A 16,173-nucleotide genomic window follows, 5' to 3' on the forward strand; every position below is an offset into this window, starting at 1 on the left:
TTGCACCGTTACACGCGAATAGAGATCTCCACTTGCCATCCACCACCCGCCGCCACGTGCGCGCCAATCTGCTGATGCTGGCCGCCGCCCTGATCTGGGGCTCGGCATTCGTCGCCCAGCGACTCAGTCTCGATAGCATCGGCCCCTTCCTGTTCACCGGCCTGCGTTTTCTGCTGGGCGCCGGTGTGGTCTCGGCCTTCTTGTTCGTGCGCCGCCGCGCCGGCCCGCGCGCCGTGACAGGCGGACTCAGCCCGGCGCCCCGGGCGCTGTTCACCGGCGCGCTGCTGCGCTCCGGCGCGGTGCTCGGCGTCGTCCTGGCCGCCGCCATCTCGCTCCAGCAAATCGGCCTCGGCTACACGAAGATCGCCAACGCCGGTTTCATCAGCTCGCTCTATGTCGTGATCGTGCCGATGCTTGGCGTGCTGCTGCGCCATCGCACGGGACTCGGCACCTGGCTCGGCGCCGCGCTCGCAGCGGTCGGCCTCTACTTTCTCAGCATCAACGAGCACTTTTCGGTGATGTACGGCGACTGGTACCAGCTTGGCTGTGCGCTCGTGATCTCGATCCAGGTCATGCTCGTGGGCCACTACGCGCCGCGCCACGATCCGCTCGCGCTCTCGATCGTGCAGTTCGTCGCCTGCGGTGTGGTGTGTCTCGTGATCGGGCTCGCCTGCGAACCACTGCGCGCGGCCGATATCGTGCGCGCCGCGCCGACCATCCTTTATGGCGGCGCGCTTTCGGTGGGCGTCGGCTATACGCTGCAAGTCGTCGCCCAACGCGACGCCGCGCCCGCGCACGCCGCTGTGATATTCAGCATGGAAGGCGTATTCGCCGCGCTCGCGGGCTGGGCCGCACTCGGCGAAACGCTTACGCCGCGCGCACTCGCCGGCTGCGCGCTCATGCTCGCGGGCCTGCTGGCCTGCCAGTTGCTGCCGGCATGGCAGGCGCGCGTGCGCGCTCGTCAGCGCGCCGCCACGCAGCCCACGGAGACGGCGTAAAGACGGCATACGGCACGTCGCGCACGCCCAGTTCGCCGCCGGGTTTCGATGAATGGCGTCGCCTTCGCGCGACGCCTTTTTTTCGCGCAGACTTTTCACGTGGATAACGACGCGCAATCGTGCTGCGCCGCCCGGGTTATCCACGCCCACCTCTGGATAACCTGGGGACGACCTGGCGAACGCCCTGTGGAGCATTTCTTGATAACCCCACGTCGGACCGAGCAACCCGAAAAGTTATCCCGCAAGCGCGCAACGCGTACAGCGTTTGTCCGCATGGCTATTCGATCGGCATCGATATGAACGGATTGGCAATTTCCCTGTTGTCCACAGTTAACGCCAGGACTTGTTAACTGCTACTACTTATAAATATAAATACTCAAATGAATATGGAGAAAACGCGCGACGCTCGCTGCGCGTGCGTGCTGCGCAGTCGCGCAGAGACATCGCGGCTTCAATGTTCTCGCGCGAGCACGCTATCGACGAACCGCGGCAACCCGAGCAATGCGCGGCGCGCGACCGACCTGCGAATCTCGTTGCGTCTCCCGGAAAAGCAGACCGTTTCGCCAGCGCTATGCACGCGACCCTCTTCGATGAACGCCCACGCGAAGCAATGCGTCACCGCTGAACTGCGCTCGTCGTCTTCGTGCGCGAAGAGGCCTATGCTCGCCAACGCAACGCTCGCGCGTCCCGCGCTTCGCGCAAGCGCACCTTCGGCGGCTTCGCGCGCAATCGCTTCGCTCACGAGCCCGCAGCGTTCGACCGTCTGCGCATTCACACCGGGCAGTGCCGCGAGCGCCGCTTGCGAATGCGCGACGCAGCCGCCATCGAGACACCCCGACGCTCCGCGCTGCTCCGCCAGCATCACGCCGATCGCACCGGCGGTGCAGGTCTCGACACTCGCGAGCACGAGCGAGCGCGATTTCAGATAGCCGACGATCTGCTTCGAGATGTTCATGGCGACAACGAATGAAAAGCGAAAATGCGAGTGTCGCACGCGGAGACAACGAAAAAGGGCGTGGCTCCCGAGGAGACACGCCCTTGCTCGATGCGCCATGCGGTGACACCGCGCGTTAGCCGCCCGCCATCATCCGCTCGATGATGGGCTCGAGATTGCGCAAGCCGATGGTCGCGGGCTCGGCCGCCACGACGCCGAAGCATTCCGTGCGCCGCGGCGCCGGGTCGACGAGGAAATTGCGTTCGTGGCGCCCATAGCGCTCGGGTGGCAGCAGCCGCTCAGGCGGAATGACCTCGAACGCCGTGCCGATGGCGATGAAGAGATCGCCCGGCGTCATGTCGCGCTGAATGCGCCACAGCGTCTCGTATTCGGGCGCCGCCTCGTTGAAGAACACGACGCCGGGCTTCACGCTCTCCACCTGCCCGCACGCGGGACAGGCGGCCTGCGGATCGAGTCCCTTGCCGGAGACCGGAAAGCGATAGTCGCAATCGGTGCACAGAAGCGAAATCATGTCGCCGTGCAGATGCGTGACCTGACGCGCACCGGCCTGCTCGAGCAGGTCGTCGATGTTCTGCGTGACGAGATGCACGCGCTCGGTGCCCCAGGCGTTCTGCCACTTCGCGAGTCGCTCATGGGCGGCGTTCGGGCGCGTGTCGACGCATTCGGCGATGCGCTGGTTGTAGAAGCGGAACACCGCGTGCCGGTTGCGGCGCCACGTGAGGTAATTGCATACCTCGTCGATGCTGGCTTGGGACCAGATGCCGTCGCCGGTGCGGAACGTCGAAATACCGCTCTCCGCAGACAGGCCCGCACCGGAAAACACGAACAGGCGGGGCAGTCGGCCTGACTGGCCAGGTTGCCGGGATTGCACCACTTTTGTCTCCTTGGTCGAACCGCGACATTATGACTGGCCGAGGGCGTTTCGGCAGCGGTTGGCGATGGAGACGTACCCCGTCGCCCTAGCGAGCGCGCAGCGGCGCCTGGAGGCGGCGCTGCGCGCGAGATGAGCCCGCCCCTATGCGGCGGGTGCGCGAGGCGTCTGAGCGGCCTCTCGGTGCTTCCAGCTCGATGGCACAACAAAAAGGGGATGCCGCACTGGCATCCCCTCTCTCAGGACGTTCCCGGCGCGGCCACAGAAGACGACCTGCGACGCGCGAAAAGCCTCACTCCACCGTCACCGACTTCGCGAGATTGCGCGGCTTGTCGACATCGGTGCCGCGCGCGCAGGCCGTGTGATACGCGAGCAGTTGCAGCGGCACGACGTGCAGGATCGGCGAAAGCAGCCCGTAGTGCTCCGGCATGCGGATCACGTGGATGCCATCTTCGCTCGTGATGTGGGTATCCGCATCCGCGAAGACGTAGAGCTGGCCGCCGCGCGCGCGCACTTCCTGCATGTTCGACTTGAGCTTTTCGAGCAGCGCGTCGTTGGGCGCCACCGTCACCACGGGCATCGCCTCGGTCACGAGCGCGAGCGGCCCGTGCTTGAGTTCGCCCGCCGGATAGGCCTCGGCGTGGATGTACGAGATTTCCTTGAGCTTGAGCGCGCCTTCGAGCGCGATGGGGTAATGGAGCCCGCGCCCGAGGAACAACGCGTTTTCCTTGCGCGCGAATTCCTCCGACCACGCGATGATCTGCGGCTCCAGCGCGAGCACGCCATTGAGCGCCGCCGGCAGATGGCGCAGCAGCTTGAGATACGCGCTTTCCTGCTCGGCGCTCACATGGCCGCGCAGCTTGCCGAGCGTCACGGCGAGAATGAACAGGCCCACGAGCTGCGTGGTGAACGCCTTGGTCGACGCCACGCCGATCTCGCGCCCGGCGTGCGTGAGGAATTTGAGTTCGGTGAGGCGCACCATCGCGCTCGTCGCCACGTTGCACACCGCGAGCGTGTGCTGCATGCCGAGCGACTGCGCGTGCTTGAGCGCGGCGAGCGTATCGGCGGTTTCGCCCGACTGCGAGATCGTCACGACGAGCGCGCGCGGATTCGGCACCGACTCGCGATAACGGTATTCGCTCGCGATCTCGACATCGGTGCGGATCTTCGCCACCGATTCGAGCCAGTACTTCGCCGTGAGGCCCGCGTAGTAGCTCGTGCCGCACGCGAGAATCAGGATGCTGTCGATGTCGTTGAACACTGCGCCCGCGCTCTCGCCGAAAAGCTCGGCGGCGAAGGCATCGGTGGCGGGAATCGTGTCCGAGATCGCGCGCGGCTGCTCGAAGATTTCCTTCTGCATGTAATGGCGATACGGCCCGAGATCGACCTCGCCGCCATACGCACCGTAGGCCTGCACATCGCGCGCCTCGCGCACGACTTCCACGCCCTGGCGATCGATGATGCGCACGCCCTCGAGCGTGATCTCGCACACGTCGCCTTCTTCCAGATAGCTCACGCGCTCGGCGCTGCCCGCGATGGCGAGCGCATCCGATGCGATGAAGTTTTCGCCCTTGCCATAGCCCACCACGAGCGGTGAGCCGGCGCGCGCGCCCACCACCGTATGCGGCTGGCTCTTGTGCACCACGCCGATCGCATACGCGCCCGCGAGCTGCTGCACGGCCGCGCGCACGGCGGCGAACAGGTCGCCTTGATAGAGGCTGTGGATCAGGTGGGCGATGACTTCGGTGTCGGTTTGCGAGACGAACTCGTAGCCCTTCGCGCGCAGCGTTTCGCGCAGCGACTCGTAATTCTCGATGATGCCGTTGTGCACGATCGCGAGCGTGTCGCGCGAGAAGATCGGGTGCGCGTTGTTCACCGTGGGCGCCCCGTGCGTGGCCCAGCGCGTGTGGGCGATGCCGGTCACGCCCTCGAAGCGCGCCTCGCGCACCTGCTCGTCGAGTTCGGCCACACGCGCGACGCTGCGCACGCGTTGCGGGCCGTCGGCCGTCACGACGGCCACGCCGCATGAGTCGTAGCCGCGATATTCGAGCCGCCGCAGTCCTTCGATCAGTACGGGGACGATGTTACGAAGCGCAACCGCGCCGACGATGCCGCACATGGATTCGATCCTTTGCAATGAGGGCGCCGCGCAGCTTTTGACGCAGCGGCGCCTGGGATTCAACCGTTCAGTTCTTTTTCTTGACCGGCCGAACGTAGCCGGTTTTTGCGATCTGCGTCTTCTCGTTGAGCGCGAGCGTCGCTTCGGGCACATCCTTCCACACCGTCGTGCCAGCCGCGATCGTCACGCCACGGCCCACGCGCACGGGCGCCACGAGCTGCGTATCCGAACCCACGAACACATTGTCCTCGATGACCGTGCGGTGCTTGTTCGCGCCGTCGTAGTTGCAGGTGATGGTGCCCGCGCCGATGTTCACACCCGCGCCCACGTCGGCGTCGCCCACGTAGCTCAGGTGGTTCGCCTTCGAGCCGAGCCCGATGTTCGCGTTCTTCACCTCGACGAAGTTGCCCACGTGGACTTCGTCGGCGAGCTTCGCGCCCGGGCGCAGGCGCGCGTACGGCCCGAGCACCGCGTTCGCGCCCACCGCCGCGTTTTCGATGTGCGTGTAGGCGTCCACGCGCGTACCCGCGCCGATCGACGCGCCGCGAATCACGCAGTTCGGGCCGATGCTCACGTTGTCCGCCAGCGTCACGTCGCCTTCGAACACGCAGTTCACGTCGATGAACACGTCGCGCCCGCACGTGAGCGAGCCGCGCACGTCGATGCGCGCCGGGTCCGCGAGCGTCACGCCCGCCACGAGCAGCGCCTCGGCCACGTTGCGCTGGTGCACGCGCTCGAGTTCGGCGAGCTGCTGCTTGCTGTTCACGCCGAGCGTTTCCCATTCTTCGTCGGGTTGCGCGGTCACGGCCGGATGGCCGGAGGCGATCGCGGCTTCCACGACGTCGGTGAGGTAATACTCGCCCTGGGCGTTGTCGTTCTTGAGCGCGGCGAGCCAGCCCGCGAGCGGCGCGGTGGGCGTCACGACGATGCCCGTGTTGATCTCGGCGATCTTGCGCTGTTCTTCGTTCGCGTCCTTCTGCTCGACGATGCGCACGACCTTGCCCGCCGTGTCGCGCACGATGCGGCCGTAACCGGTCGGATCGTCGAGCGTGACGGTGAGAATGCCGTAGCCGTCCTGGCCGGCGGCATCGACAAGGCGCCTGAGCGTCGAGGCACGCGTGAGCGGCACGTCGCCATAGAGCACGAGCGTGGGCACGCTGGCGTCGAGCAGCGGCAGCGCCTGCGCGAGCGCGTGGCCCGTGCCGAGCTGCTGCGCCTGCAGCGCGAACTGGACGTCGGGCGCGCCGACGGCCTCGCGCACCGCTTCGCCGCCATGGCCGACCACGACCACGAGGCGGGTGGGCGAAAGCGTGCGGGCGGTGTCGATGACGTGCGAGAGGAGCGGCCTGCCGGCGAGCGGATGCAGGACCTTGGGCAGCGCGGAGTGCATGCGTTTGCCCATGCCTGCCGCGAGGATCACGATGTTCATTGCATCGGTGAGCGAATGGGGAATGAAGCGGCCGATTTTAGCATGCGGGGTATGCCCGACACGCCCACAGGACGGGCCGCCAAGTCCTCAATAAACACTCTTTTACAACGGCTTTTCAAAACCGTCCGGCGCAAAGCAAAACGCTCCGATGCAGGGTCGGAGCGTTTCAGGCAAACCGCGGCGGCGGTGGCTCAAATGTCGTCGAATGGCGTGAACTTGATCGTCGTGCCATCGGCGGGTGCCGGATCGGTCGAACACGGCTCCTCGTCGAAAGCGATATCGCCCGCCGGATCGGCCACGCCCGTCGCGCGCAGCCCTGCGAAGTCGAACAGCTTCGCGTCCATGAGGTGCGAAGGCACGACGTTGCCGAGCGCGTTGAACATGTTCTCGATGCGACCCGGGAAGCGCTTGTCCCACTCGCGGATCAGCGCCTTCATCTCCGCGCGCTTCAGGTTCGGCTGGCTGCCGCACAGGTTGCACGGAATGATCGGGAATTCGCGCAGCACCGCGTACTTCTCGAGATCGGTTTCCTTCACGTAGGCGAGCGGGCGGATCACGACGTTCTTGCCATCATCCGATTGCAGCTTGGGCGGCATGCCCTTGAGCTTGCCGCCGTAGAACAGGTTCAGCAGCAGCGTCTGAAGGATGTCGTCGCGGTGGTGACCGAGCGCGATTTTGGTCGCGCCCAGTTCGCCCGCCACGCGGTACAGGATGCCGCGCCGCAGGCGCGAGCACAGCGAGCACGTGGTCTTGCCCTCGGGCACGAGGCGCTTGACGATGCTGTACGTATCCTGATTCTCGATGTGATACGGCACGCCCACGCGGTCGAGGTACTCGGGCAGCACGTGCTCCGGAAAGCCCGGCTGCTTCTGGTCGAGGTTCACGGCGACGATGTCGAAGTCGATCGGCGCGCGCTCGCGCAGGCGCAAGAGCACATCGAGCAGCGCATAGCTGTCCTTGCCGCCCGAGAGGCAGACCATCACCTTGTCGCCGTTCTCGATCATGTTGTAGTCGCCGATCGCCTGGCCGACCTGGCGCACGATGCGCTTGAACAGCTTGTTGTTCTCGTAGGCTTCCTTCTGCTCGCGGCGCGTGAGCGCGCGGCGGCCCGCTTCTTCGTTGTGCGCGTCGTGATGCGCTTCGCTCGTGGCGTCCTCGCCGACGGGGAGCGTTTCGGGGGCGTTCATGAATCAGTCCTCTTTGATACGAAAGACCTCGACGCCCACCGCGTCGCAGTCCGGATAAACGTCGGGCTTCTCGGTCGAGACGCGCACCGCGCGCACCTGTTCGTGCGAGAGCAGCGCCGCGGCCAGATCGTCGCAGAGCGTTTCCTGCAGATGGATATGGCCTTTGCCCACGCGCTCGGCGACGGTCGAACGCATGAAGTCGTAGTCGACGACTTCGCGCAGCTTGTCCTCGCGCGGCGTGGTCAGCGCGAGCGGCACGAACAGGTCGATGTTGATGACGACACGCTGTTCGCCGCGCTTTTCGAAGTCATGCACGCCGATGTTGATGTGCACTTCGTAGTCGCGCAGGAAAAGCCGGCGGCAGTCGGCGAGCCGGGGGTAAAGCAAAACGGTGGACATGTATCTTCCAGTCGATAAAAGCGTGCGTCTTCTCGCACGTATGCGGGCGCCGGGCGCCCGGCGTCATTGGAGCCGGTCTGCGCAACCGCTCGTGCGCGGCGGTTCGCGTTCCTTCGTGTTCGTCAGTACCGCTGGCTCGCGGTTCTGCGCTCGGCGGCGCTATGCATTTAGTTGCAAATGCGGCGTCGCGCGCGATGCAACCACGGTACTTCAGCCGCCCGTCAAAAACATCACGTCGCGTGGCAGCGGCACGAGGTGCTGGCCGCCGTCCACGACGAGCGTCGCGCCGGTCACGCCGGAAGCCCCGGCGAGATACAGCGCGGCTTCCACGAGATCGGCGGGCCGCGACGCGCGTTTGAGCGGCGTGACCCGGTGCGCGGCGGCGAAGGTTTCCGGTGTCTGGTCGCCAGACTGCATCGTGAGGCCGGGCGCGAGCCCCACCACGCGCACCTTCGGTGCGAGCGCCTGGGCGAGCGCGACGGTGGCGTTCTGCAACGCGGCCTTCGTCAGCGTGTACGACAGATAGTCCGGATTCATGTTGTACAGCTTCTGGTCGAGCACGTTGATCACACAGGCGCGCTGCGTCTCGTCGTCCACTGCCGCTTCGGGCGTGGCCTCGTACAGCGTGCGCGCCAGCACGAGCGGCGCGCCCACGTTGATCGCCATGAGCTGCAGCAGCTTCGCATAGCCCACGTCGCGCGCGGTGTCTTCGTCGAAGCGCGAGGCGTTGTTCAGCACGCACGCCGGCCGGCCGAGCGCCGCGGCGCAGTCCTGCACGAGCCGGGCCACTTCCGCTTCGTTGCCCAGATCGGCGTGCAGCGCCACGGCCTTGCGGCCCAGCGCCGCGATCTGGGCGACCACTTCATCGGCGGCTTCGCGCGACTCGCCGTAATGCACCGCGACGTCCCAGCCGCGCGCCGCGAAGCCGAGCGACAGCTCGCGGCCAATGCGGCGCGCCCCGCCCGTCACCAGCACCACAGGCGCTTGCTGATTGGCGTCTGAATTGGGGTGCGATGCCCGGAGGGTGGCGGACATGCCGGCGTCAGCCGGGCGGATGCCGGGAGTTGCGCTCATTTACAATGCCGGGATGAATCCGAAAGCTCACGAACCCGATAGTTTACCTGTTCCCGAGCCGATCGCGCTCGCGCAGTCCGAAGCGCTCGCGGCCACGCTGCGCGCCGAGATTGCGGCGGCGGGCGGCTGGCTGCCGTTCGACCGCTACATGGAACGCGCGCTGTACGCGCCGGGACTCGGCTATTACGGCGGCGGCGCGCGCAAGTTCGGCCTCTTTGCCGCCGATGGCAGCGACTTCGTGACCGCGCCCGAGCTTTCGCCGCTCTTCGCCGCGACGCTCGCACGCGCCGTGGCCGAAGCGCTGGCCGCCAGCGGCACGCGCCGCCTGATGGAGTTCGGCGCGGGCACCGGCCGTCTCGCGGCGGGCGTCATGCTCGCCCTCGACGCCGCGGGCGTGCCATTCGATTCCTACGCGATCGTCGATCTGTCGGGCGAGTTGCGCGAACGCCAGCGCGAGGCCCTCGCGAAGCTCGCGCCCGCGCTGCTCCCACGCGTGACCTGGATCGACGCGCTGCCCGCGCAGTTCGAAGGTGTCGTGATCGGCAACGAAGTGCTCGATGCGATGCCGGTGCGCCTCTTCGCTCGCAAGGACGCCGTGTGGCACGAGCGTGGCGTGGGCGTGAACGCCGCAGGCGCGTTCGTCTTCGCCGATCAGCCCGCGAATTCGGGCCGCGACGCCAACTGGCCCGAAGGCGCGCTCGCGGGCGTGGAAGGCAGCGAAGACTACGTGACCGAAACGCACGAAGCGGCGCTCGCGTTCACGCGCACCGTATGCGCGATGCTCCAGCGCGGCGCGGCCTTCTTCATCGACTATGGGTTTCCGCGCCACGAGTACTACCACGCGCAACGCACGCAAGGCACGCTGATGTGCCACTACCGGCACCGCGCGCACGGCGACCCGTTTCTGTACCCCGGCTTGCAGGACATCACCGCGCACGTGGAATTCACGGGCATTGCCGAAGCCGGCGTCGAAGCGGGCGCGGACCTGCTCGGCTACACCACGCAGGCGCGTTTTCTGATGAACGCGGGCATTACCGAAGTGCTCGGCGAAATCGATCCGCGCGATCCGCAGCGCTTCCTGCCCGCCGCGAACGCGGTGCAGAAGCTCGTGTCGGAAAGCGAGATGGGTGAACTCTTCAAGGTGATCGCGTTTTCGCGCGGCATCGACGAAACCATCACGGCGTTCGCGCGCGGCGACCGCAGCCACACGCTATGACGCTTACGCCGAGGCGTTCATGATCCGCTGGTTCCTCACCACCTTCATCGCCGTCGCGATTCTCTCCAGCGCCCAGCCGTGGCTCAGGAAGCTCGGCATCGGGCGCCTGCCCGGCGACATCACGCTGCGCATTTTCGGCCGCGAGTACCCGTTGCCATTCATGTCGACGCTCGTGCTTTCCATGGCGCTCTCGTTGCTCGTACGCGCGCTCTGAGGGCCATCGCACGAACGCCCCGAAGCGGCGCGCCGCGCGTCAGGCACAAGCGAGCGCACCTTCCACGGCCGCGATGCGCGCCTCGTGCACGGCTAGCTTGATCTTCTCGGCGCCGCCCTTCGCGCCCGACTCCGCGATCGAGCGGGCGATCGCCCCTGCATCCACGCCGCGCGCGGCCACGAGCGCCACGCGCAGCCGCTCGGCCTGCGGATAAGGCGCGTTCTCCCAGTTCAGCCGCCCGCGCAAGTCCGACTCGCAGGCCTGCAGCGCCTCGGCGAAACGCGCGGGCTTGCGCAGTGCGTCGCAGCGTTCGAGCATGCGCACGAGCGCGGCCGCGCCCATGTCCATCACGCGATGGATGTTGCCGTGCTCGCGCGCGACGAGCACCGCGAGTTCGCGGCAGTCGTTGGGCACGCGCAGGCGGTCGCAAAGCGGCTTCAGCAGTTCGACGCTGCGCCCTTCGTGGCCGATGTGGCGCGGCAGCACGTCCTCGGGCGTCGTGCCCTTGCCGAGATCGTGCGTGAGCGCCGCGAAGCGCACCGGCAGCGCGTAGCCCTGCGCCGCGGCATGGTCGATCACCATCATCACGTGCACGCCCGTGTCCACTTCCGGGTGATAGTCGGCGCGCTGGGGCACGCCCCACAGCGCATCGACCTCGGGCAGCACGCGCGCGAGCGCGCCGCAATCGCGCAGCACCTCGAACATGCGCGAGGGTTTCGCTTCCATGAGCCCGCGCGAGATTTCCTGCCACACGCGCTCCGGCACGAGCGCATCGACTTCGCCCGAGGCGACCATTTCGCGCATGAGTTCGAGCGTTTCAGGCGCAACGGTGAAGTCGGCGAAACGCGCAGCGAACCGCGCGATGCGCAGGATGCGCACGGGGTCTTCGAGAAACGCTTCGCTCACGTGACGAAACACGCGCGCTTCCAGGTCGCGCGCGCCGCCGAACGGATCGACGACCGGCCCCGTGAGCACGCCGCCCGGCTGCACTTCGCGCGCCATCGCGTTGATCGTCAGGTCGCGGCGCGCAAGATCTTCTTCGAGCGTCACGTCGGGCGCGTAGAAGAACTGGAAGCCGTGATAGCCCGCGGCCGTCTTGCGCTCGGTGCGCGCCAGCGCGTACTCCTCCTGGGTCTCGGGATGCAGGAACACCGGAAAATCCTTGCCCACCGGACGATAACCCTGCGCAGCCATCTGCTCGGGCGTCGCGCCCACCACGACATAGTCGCGGTCGCGCACGGGCAGCCCGAGCATCTCGTCGCGGATCGCACCGCCTACGACATAGATCTTCATTCGTCGTCGCGTTCGTCGTCGGCGACGATGTGCGTTTCGCGGCGCGCGGCTGCGACCCACTCGGCCACGGCGGGCAGCGCGCTCACGCGCTGCGCGTAAGCCGCCGCTTCCGGCGAGAGCTTCGGCGCATAGCTATTGAAGCGCATGACGACCGGCGCATACATGGCATCGGCAATGCCGAATTCGCCGAACAGGAAGGGGCCGCCGCTCGCTGCAAGACACTCGCGCCAGAGCGCGTCGATGCGGGCGATATCGGCGAGCGCGCCAGGCGTCGCGCCGGCGCCTGGCTTCACCTTGCGGATGTTCATCGGCATGTGGTTGCGCAATTCGCCGAAGCCCGCATGCATTTCGGCGCTCACGCTGCGCGCGCGGGCGCGGGCGTTCGCATCGCGCGGCCACAGCGCATGCTGCGGGAAGCGCTCGGCGAGCGTCTCGGCAATCGCGAGCGAATCCCACACGGCAAAGCCGTCTTCGGAGACGAGGCACGGCACCTTGCCCGAGGCCGAAAACGCGAGGATCGAGGACCTGGTGCCCGGCTCGTCGAGCTCGATCAGCACTTCCTCGAACGCGATGCCGAAGTGCCTGAGCAGCACCCACGGGCGCATCGACCACGACGAATAGTTCTTGTCTCCGATAACGAGCTTCATTGTTCCAATGACCGTAGTGAGTTGAAGGGAAACCAGCCAGCGGCGAATCAGCGGTGCGCGCTGGCGCGAAAGATGTTCAGCCGCGAGCGCAGCGAGGCGTCGGCGAGATAGAGCGGCGCGATCGTCTCGATGCTCGCCGGGTCGATATCGAGTTCGGGTGCGAGCGGCCCGGTCATCACGCTGTCCACCTTCATCGAATCGAGATTATCGCGCGTGAGCACCGGCACGCCGGGCGCCATCTCGAAAGAAAGCGCCTGCAGACGCCCGAAGGCATCGGGCAGCCGCACGATACGCGCGCGCCGGCCGATCACTTCGCCGCAGTACTGCACCAGCTGCTCGAGCGTATAGACCGTCGGGCCGCCGAGTTCGTAAGTGTGCCCGCTCGCGGCATCGAGATCGAGCACGTTGACGATCGCCTTTGACACGTCGCCGACGAACACCGGCTGGAACTTCGCATCGGGCATCGCGAGCGGAATGATCGGAAAGAGCCTTTGCAGGAGCGCGAAGCGGTTGAGGAACGTGTCCTCGGGGCCGAACACCACCGAAGGCCGGAAGATCGTCGTGGCGAGCGACGTGGAGGCGTGCACGGCTTTTTCGCCGTCGCCCTTCGAGCGCAGATACATGCTCGGCCCGCGCGGGTCGGCACCGAGCGAGCTCACGTGGATGAGCCGGTGCACGCCCTTGCCCTCGCAAGCGGCGACGATCTTCGTGGGCAACTCGACGTGCAGCTTCGCGAAGCCCGGGCCGTAGGGATCGCCGCGGCCGCCATTGAGCGTGCCGACGAGATTGATGACCGCGTCCGCGTTCTCGACGAAGGCGGCGAGCGCGACCGGATCGGACACATCGGTCTCGATCACGTCGATGGGCAGCAGGGTGAGATGGCGGGCGTTGTAGCGGCGGCGGGTGGCGATGCGTACGTCCTTGCCCGCCTCGACGAGCGCGTTGACGAGGTGGCTGCCGATGAATCCCGAACCGCCGATGACCGCAATGGCTTGATGTCTCATCTTCGACCTCCTCGGGCAGACGGCGCCGCCGCGTACGAGGTCCGGTTCGTCCCGCAGCGCGCCGGCCAGAAGGCGCAGCACGCCGCGTGCCGTCATGCCGCGCGCGGTCCACAAGTAGGGAAGCGGCGCGGCGTGACGACCCGGCGCTTACGGCGAGATATAGCCGAGACGCGCCTTCAGCGATTGCGGACGGCCCTCGAAAAGCGCCGCATAGTAGACCGTGTTCGACAACACGTTTTTCACGTAATCGCGGGTTTCCTGGAACGGGATGGTTTCCGCGAAGATGGCGCCTTCGACGCCGCCCTGCAACGACTGGCGCCACGCGCGCGGGCGCCCCGGCCCGGCGTTGTAGCCCGCGGTGGCGAGCACGGCCGAGCCGTCGAACTGATTGTAGATCATCGACAGATAGTTCGTTCCGAGCAGGATATTGGTGTTCAGATCGTCGAGCTGGTCACGCGAGAGCGGGCCGAGGCCGATCTTCTTCGCCACCATTTGCGCCGTGGCCGGCATGATCTGCATGAGGCCGCTCGCGCCCACGCCCGACTTCGCGTTGAGGATGAAGCGCGATTCCTGGCGGATGAGGCCGTAGGCCCATTCGACGTCGAGCCCGTTGGTCTGCGCGTCGCGCTCCACCACGTCGCGGAACGGCGCGAGGTAGCGCAGCGAGAAGTCGTGCTCGGTTTGCGTGCGATCGGCGGTGTTGACGGTGCGGTCGAGCAGCTGGATGCGTTTCGCGTATTCGGCGACGGCGAGGAGCTGGCGATCGCTCATGCCGCGCAGTGGCCAGTTCCATTCGCGGTTGCCTTCGAGCCGCAGGTTCAGCGCGTAGAAGCGCTGCGCGAGCGCGAAGCCCGGTGTTTGCGCGGCCTGGGCAATTTCCGCGTCGCTCACCGTCGTCCTGGCCGGAATCGTGATCTTCTGGCCGAGTTCTTCGGTGGCGAGCTGGCCGTAGAAGTTATAGCCCTGCGAGATCGACGCGAATTCCTGGTTCGCCTGCCCCGTTTCGCCCGCCTGCTTGAGCGCGCGCGCGTGCCAGTAGACCCACGAGGGTTGCGTGCGCAGCGCCGCCGGCATCTGCTCGATCGACCAGCGCACCATCGTCCAGTCGCCGCCCAGCAGCGCCGCGCGGGTGCGCCATTCGTACGCGGGGCTCGAGAGCGGCGCGTTGACCGAGAGGCGATACCAGCCGAGCGCGGCGGGCAGGCGCTTGAGCGCGCCCTGATAACCGATCGTGCCCCAGCCGATCGCGCGCTCCGGCGAACTGAGCTGTGGCGCGACGGTGGCGAAGGTCGCCGCGGCCATGGCCGGGTCTTTGCTCGCCATCACCGTCACGGCGAGCAGCGCGAGCTGGTGCGATAGCGGATCGGCGGTGACGCCTTGCGCGAGCGTGAGCGGCGGCGTGCTGACGGCCTGGCTGAACGCCGTGGGGTCGGGGCGCTGCGCGAGGCCGTCGAGCAGCTTCGCGCCGGTCGACGTCTGGTTCTGCTCATACGCGATGCGGATCTGCTGCCACACGTCGTCGCCCGAAAACTGGCCCTTGATGGCGAGCGCCGTGATGAGATCCACGCAGCCGTCGCCGTAATAGCGCGGGTCGGTGAGCAGCGCGCGCGCATCGTCCGCGACGCTCTCGCCGCGCGCGGCGCGCGACTCGAGCGCGTAGCACTTCACCTGCGTGTCGTCGTTGAGCACGAAGCGCGCATACTGCCGGTCGAAGTTCGCCCAGTCGTGGCGCGCGCCGAGCACGAGCAGATAGTCGTTGCGCAGGCGGTCGGCGATCGCCTGGCCGTCGTAGCGCTGCAGGAACGACTGCACCGGTGCATCGGGCGCGTCCACGCGCGCATGGCCCTGCGAGTCGAAGAGCTGCGGCTTGAGCTGGAAGTATTCGAGATACGAAGGCGCCGGGTAATCGGGGATCGTCGCAGCGAGTTGCGCGGCGCGCGCGGGATCATTGTTGCGCGCGGCTTCGCGAAGCTGGATGAAGGTCTGATCGTCGTTGGAAAGGACGGCGCCTACGGGCAGTGCGACGGGGCGCACGGCGGACGCCGTGCTGCATGCTACGAGTGCCGCGCCGGTCAGTGCGAGACCGACCACGCGATATACTCGGACGAGGCGTTTGGACATCGTTATTTCTGGAGCGCGAAGTGACCCAAAGGATAGCACGCAACCCCCATGCGGAATCCAAAAAGGACTGGCGTGCAAGGCTCCTTCCCCGGCGAATCGAGGCGGCTTCCAACGCGGCAATCGGTGAGGCATTGACGGTTCGTCTCGAAGCGCTCATCGCGCAATTTGCGCCGCGTTCGATCGGGTTCTATTGGCCCTTGCGCGGCGAGTTCGATGCGCGCGCCTGGATCGCCGCATGGCTCGCACAGGATGCCTCGCGCCGCGCCGCCCTCCCCGCCATTGCCGAGCGCCACGCACCGCTCGTCTTCCACGCATGGACGCCCGATGCGCCGATGCGCGAAGGCCATCACGGCATTCCCGAGCCGCTGGCGCAAGAGGCGCTCACGCCCGAGCTCCTGCTCGTGCCTTGCGTGGGTTTCGATCGCGACGGCTACCGGCTGGGTTACGGCGGCGGCTACTACGACCGCACGCTCGCCGCATGGCCGGGCGCGGCCTTGCCCGTCACGGTTGGCATTGCATATGAAGCGTGCCGCATCGACGACGGCGTGCTCGCGCGCGAGGCGCACGACCTGCCGCTCGACGCCGTGGTGACGGAAGCCGCCACGCACCTTTGTCAACGTTCGCGCGCTCGCTGAAAGCGCGTGCA

General features: G+C 67.0%; 15 protein-coding genes. 4 read left to right on the top strand and 11 right to left on the bottom strand.

Annotation, left to right across the window (positions count from 1 at the left end; genetic code table 11):
• Positions 1–32 precede the first annotated feature (32 nt).
• Complete coding sequence (locus tag VSR34_RS26595; protein ID WP_036019053.1) at positions 33–998, top strand: DMT family transporter; 966 nt, start codon at positions 33–35, stop codon at positions 996–998.
• A 451-nt stretch (positions 999–1,449) separates the two neighbouring features.
• Here VSR34_RS26595 and VSR34_RS26600 read toward each other — a convergent pair whose 3' ends face one another.
• The 7 genes from VSR34_RS26600 to VSR34_RS26630 all read right to left on the bottom strand — a co-directional run bounded on the left by VSR34_RS26600 (position 1,450) and on the right by VSR34_RS26630 (position 8,993).
• Complete coding sequence (locus tag VSR34_RS26600; protein WP_342964019.1) at positions 1,450–1,953, bottom strand: CinA family protein; 504 nt, start codon at positions 1,951–1,953, stop codon at positions 1,450–1,452.
• A 115-nt stretch (positions 1,954–2,068) separates the two neighbouring features.
• Positions 2,069–2,827: a Sir2 family NAD-dependent protein deacetylase gene (locus VSR34_RS26605; RefSeq protein ID WP_244145476.1), complete on the bottom strand. Its 759-nt coding sequence runs from the start codon at positions 2,825–2,827 to the stop codon at positions 2,069–2,071.
• Between the two features lie 289 nt (positions 2,828–3,116).
• Complete coding sequence (gene glmS / locus VSR34_RS26610; protein WP_342964020.1) at positions 3,117–4,943, bottom strand: glutamine--fructose-6-phosphate transaminase (isomerizing); 1,827 nt, start codon at positions 4,941–4,943, stop codon at positions 3,117–3,119.
• Positions 4,944–5,010: 67 nt separating this feature from the next.
• Entirely contained in the window at positions 5,011–6,372 is a 1,362-nt protein-coding gene (glmU, locus tag VSR34_RS26615) for a bifunctional UDP-N-acetylglucosamine diphosphorylase/glucosamine-1-phosphate N-acetyltransferase GlmU (protein ID WP_028212087.1), read from the bottom strand.
• A gap of 191 nt (positions 6,373–6,563) precedes the next feature.
• Complete coding sequence (gene ttcA, locus VSR34_RS26620; RefSeq protein ID WP_342964021.1) at positions 6,564–7,559, bottom strand: tRNA 2-thiocytidine(32) synthetase TtcA; 996 nt, start codon at positions 7,557–7,559, stop codon at positions 6,564–6,566.
• A 3-nt stretch (positions 7,560–7,562) separates the two neighbouring features.
• Positions 7,563–7,958, bottom strand: a complete 396-nt coding sequence (locus tag VSR34_RS26625) for a dihydroneopterin aldolase (RefSeq protein ID WP_342964022.1) — start codon at positions 7,956–7,958, stop codon at positions 7,563–7,565.
• 210 nt (positions 7,959–8,168) lie between these two features.
• Entirely contained in the window at positions 8,169–8,993 is an 825-nt protein-coding gene (locus tag VSR34_RS26630) for an SDR family oxidoreductase (protein ID WP_342964043.1), read from the bottom strand.
• Positions 8,994–9,045: 52 nt separating this feature from the next.
• Between VSR34_RS26630 and VSR34_RS26635 the strand changes: the two genes are divergently transcribed.
• A complete protein-coding gene (locus VSR34_RS26635) occupies positions 9,046–10,248 on the top strand; it encodes an SAM-dependent methyltransferase (protein WP_342964023.1) in 1,203 nt (400 codons plus the stop codon).
• Between the two features lie 19 nt (positions 10,249–10,267).
• Positions 10,268–10,462: a DUF2905 domain-containing protein gene (locus VSR34_RS26640; RefSeq protein ID WP_028212082.1), complete on the top strand. Its 195-nt coding sequence runs from the start codon at positions 10,268–10,270 to the stop codon at positions 10,460–10,462.
• Positions 10,463–10,501: 39 nt separating this feature from the next.
• On the opposite strand, the gene VSR34_RS26645 is transcribed toward VSR34_RS26640, so the two are convergent.
• The 4 genes from VSR34_RS26645 to VSR34_RS26660 all read right to left on the bottom strand — a co-directional run bounded on the left by VSR34_RS26645 (position 10,502) and on the right by VSR34_RS26660 (position 15,527).
• Entirely contained in the window at positions 10,502–11,755 is a 1,254-nt protein-coding gene (locus tag VSR34_RS26645; protein WP_342964024.1) for a multifunctional CCA addition/repair protein, read from the bottom strand.
• Positions 11,752–12,402 (bottom strand): glutathione S-transferase family protein, encoded by a 651-nt coding sequence (locus VSR34_RS26650; protein ID WP_028212080.1) that lies wholly within the window; start codon positions 12,400–12,402, stop codon positions 11,752–11,754. The genes VSR34_RS26645 and VSR34_RS26650 overlap by 4 nt, the downstream gene beginning before the upstream one ends.
• A 47-nt stretch (positions 12,403–12,449) precedes the next feature.
• The gene (locus VSR34_RS26655) at positions 12,450–13,406 is read right to left on the bottom strand and encodes a complex I NDUFA9 subunit family protein (protein WP_028212079.1); all 957 of its coding nucleotides are present in this window, start codon (positions 13,404–13,406) and stop codon (positions 12,450–12,452) included.
• A 147-nt stretch (positions 13,407–13,553) separates the two neighbouring features.
• On the bottom strand, positions 13,554–15,527 hold the full coding sequence (locus VSR34_RS26660) for a lytic transglycosylase domain-containing protein (RefSeq protein ID WP_028212078.1): 1,974 nt from the start codon (positions 15,525–15,527) through the stop codon (positions 13,554–13,556).
• An 8-nt stretch (positions 15,528–15,535) separates the two neighbouring features.
• On the opposite strand from VSR34_RS26660, the gene VSR34_RS26665 reads away from it, so the two are divergent.
• Entirely contained in the window at positions 15,536–16,162 is a 627-nt protein-coding gene (locus tag VSR34_RS26665) for a 5-formyltetrahydrofolate cyclo-ligase (protein ID WP_238327830.1), read from the top strand.
• The last annotated feature ends 11 nt before the right edge of the window (positions 16,163–16,173 follow it).

This window comes from Paraburkholderia sp. JHI2823, assembly GCF_038900695.1.
In the GTDB taxonomy this organism is placed as follows: Bacteria; Pseudomonadota; Gammaproteobacteria; order Burkholderiales; family Burkholderiaceae; genus Paraburkholderia; species Paraburkholderia mimosarum.

What these genes read in the sequence shown, in the direction of transcription:
- VSR34_RS26600 (WP_342964019.1), bottom strand. Translation starts at nt 1,953, where the DNA reads ATGAACATCTCGAAGCAGATCGTCGGCTATCTGAAATCGCGCTCGCTC.
- glmS (WP_342964020.1), bottom strand. Translation starts at nt 4,943, where the DNA reads ATGTGCGGCATCGTCGGCGCGGTTGCGCTTCGTAACATCGTCCCCGTA.
- glmU (WP_028212087.1), bottom strand. Translation starts at nt 6,372, where the DNA reads ATGAACATCGTGATCCTCGCGGCAGGCATGGGCAAACGCATGCACTCC.
- ttcA (WP_342964021.1), bottom strand. Translation starts at nt 7,559, where the DNA reads ATGAACGCCCCCGAAACGCTCCCCGTCGGCGAGGACGCCACGAGCGAA.
- VSR34_RS26625 (WP_342964022.1), bottom strand. Translation starts at nt 7,958, where the DNA reads ATGTCCACCGTTTTGCTTTACCCCCGGCTCGCCGACTGCCGCCGGCTT.
- VSR34_RS26630 (WP_342964043.1), bottom strand. Translation starts at nt 8,993, where the DNA reads ATGTCCGCCACCCTCCGGGCATCGCACCCCAATTCAGACGCCAATCAG.
- VSR34_RS26635 (WP_342964023.1), top strand. Translation starts at nt 9,046, where the DNA reads ATGAATCCGAAAGCTCACGAACCCGATAGTTTACCTGTTCCCGAGCCG.
- VSR34_RS26640 (WP_028212082.1), top strand. Translation starts at nt 10,268, where the DNA reads ATGATCCGCTGGTTCCTCACCACCTTCATCGCCGTCGCGATTCTCTCC.
- VSR34_RS26645 (WP_342964024.1), bottom strand. Translation starts at nt 11,755, where the DNA reads ATGAAGATCTATGTCGTAGGCGGTGCGATCCGCGACGAGATGCTCGGG.
- VSR34_RS26650 (WP_028212080.1), bottom strand. Translation starts at nt 12,402, where the DNA reads ATGAAGCTCGTTATCGGAGACAAGAACTATTCGTCGTGGTCGATGCGC.
- VSR34_RS26655 (WP_028212079.1), bottom strand. Translation starts at nt 13,406, where the DNA reads ATGAGACATCAAGCCATTGCGGTCATCGGCGGTTCGGGATTCATCGGC.
- VSR34_RS26660 (WP_028212078.1), bottom strand. Translation starts at nt 15,527, where the DNA reads ATGTCCAAACGCCTCGTCCGAGTATATCGCGTGGTCGGTCTCGCACTG.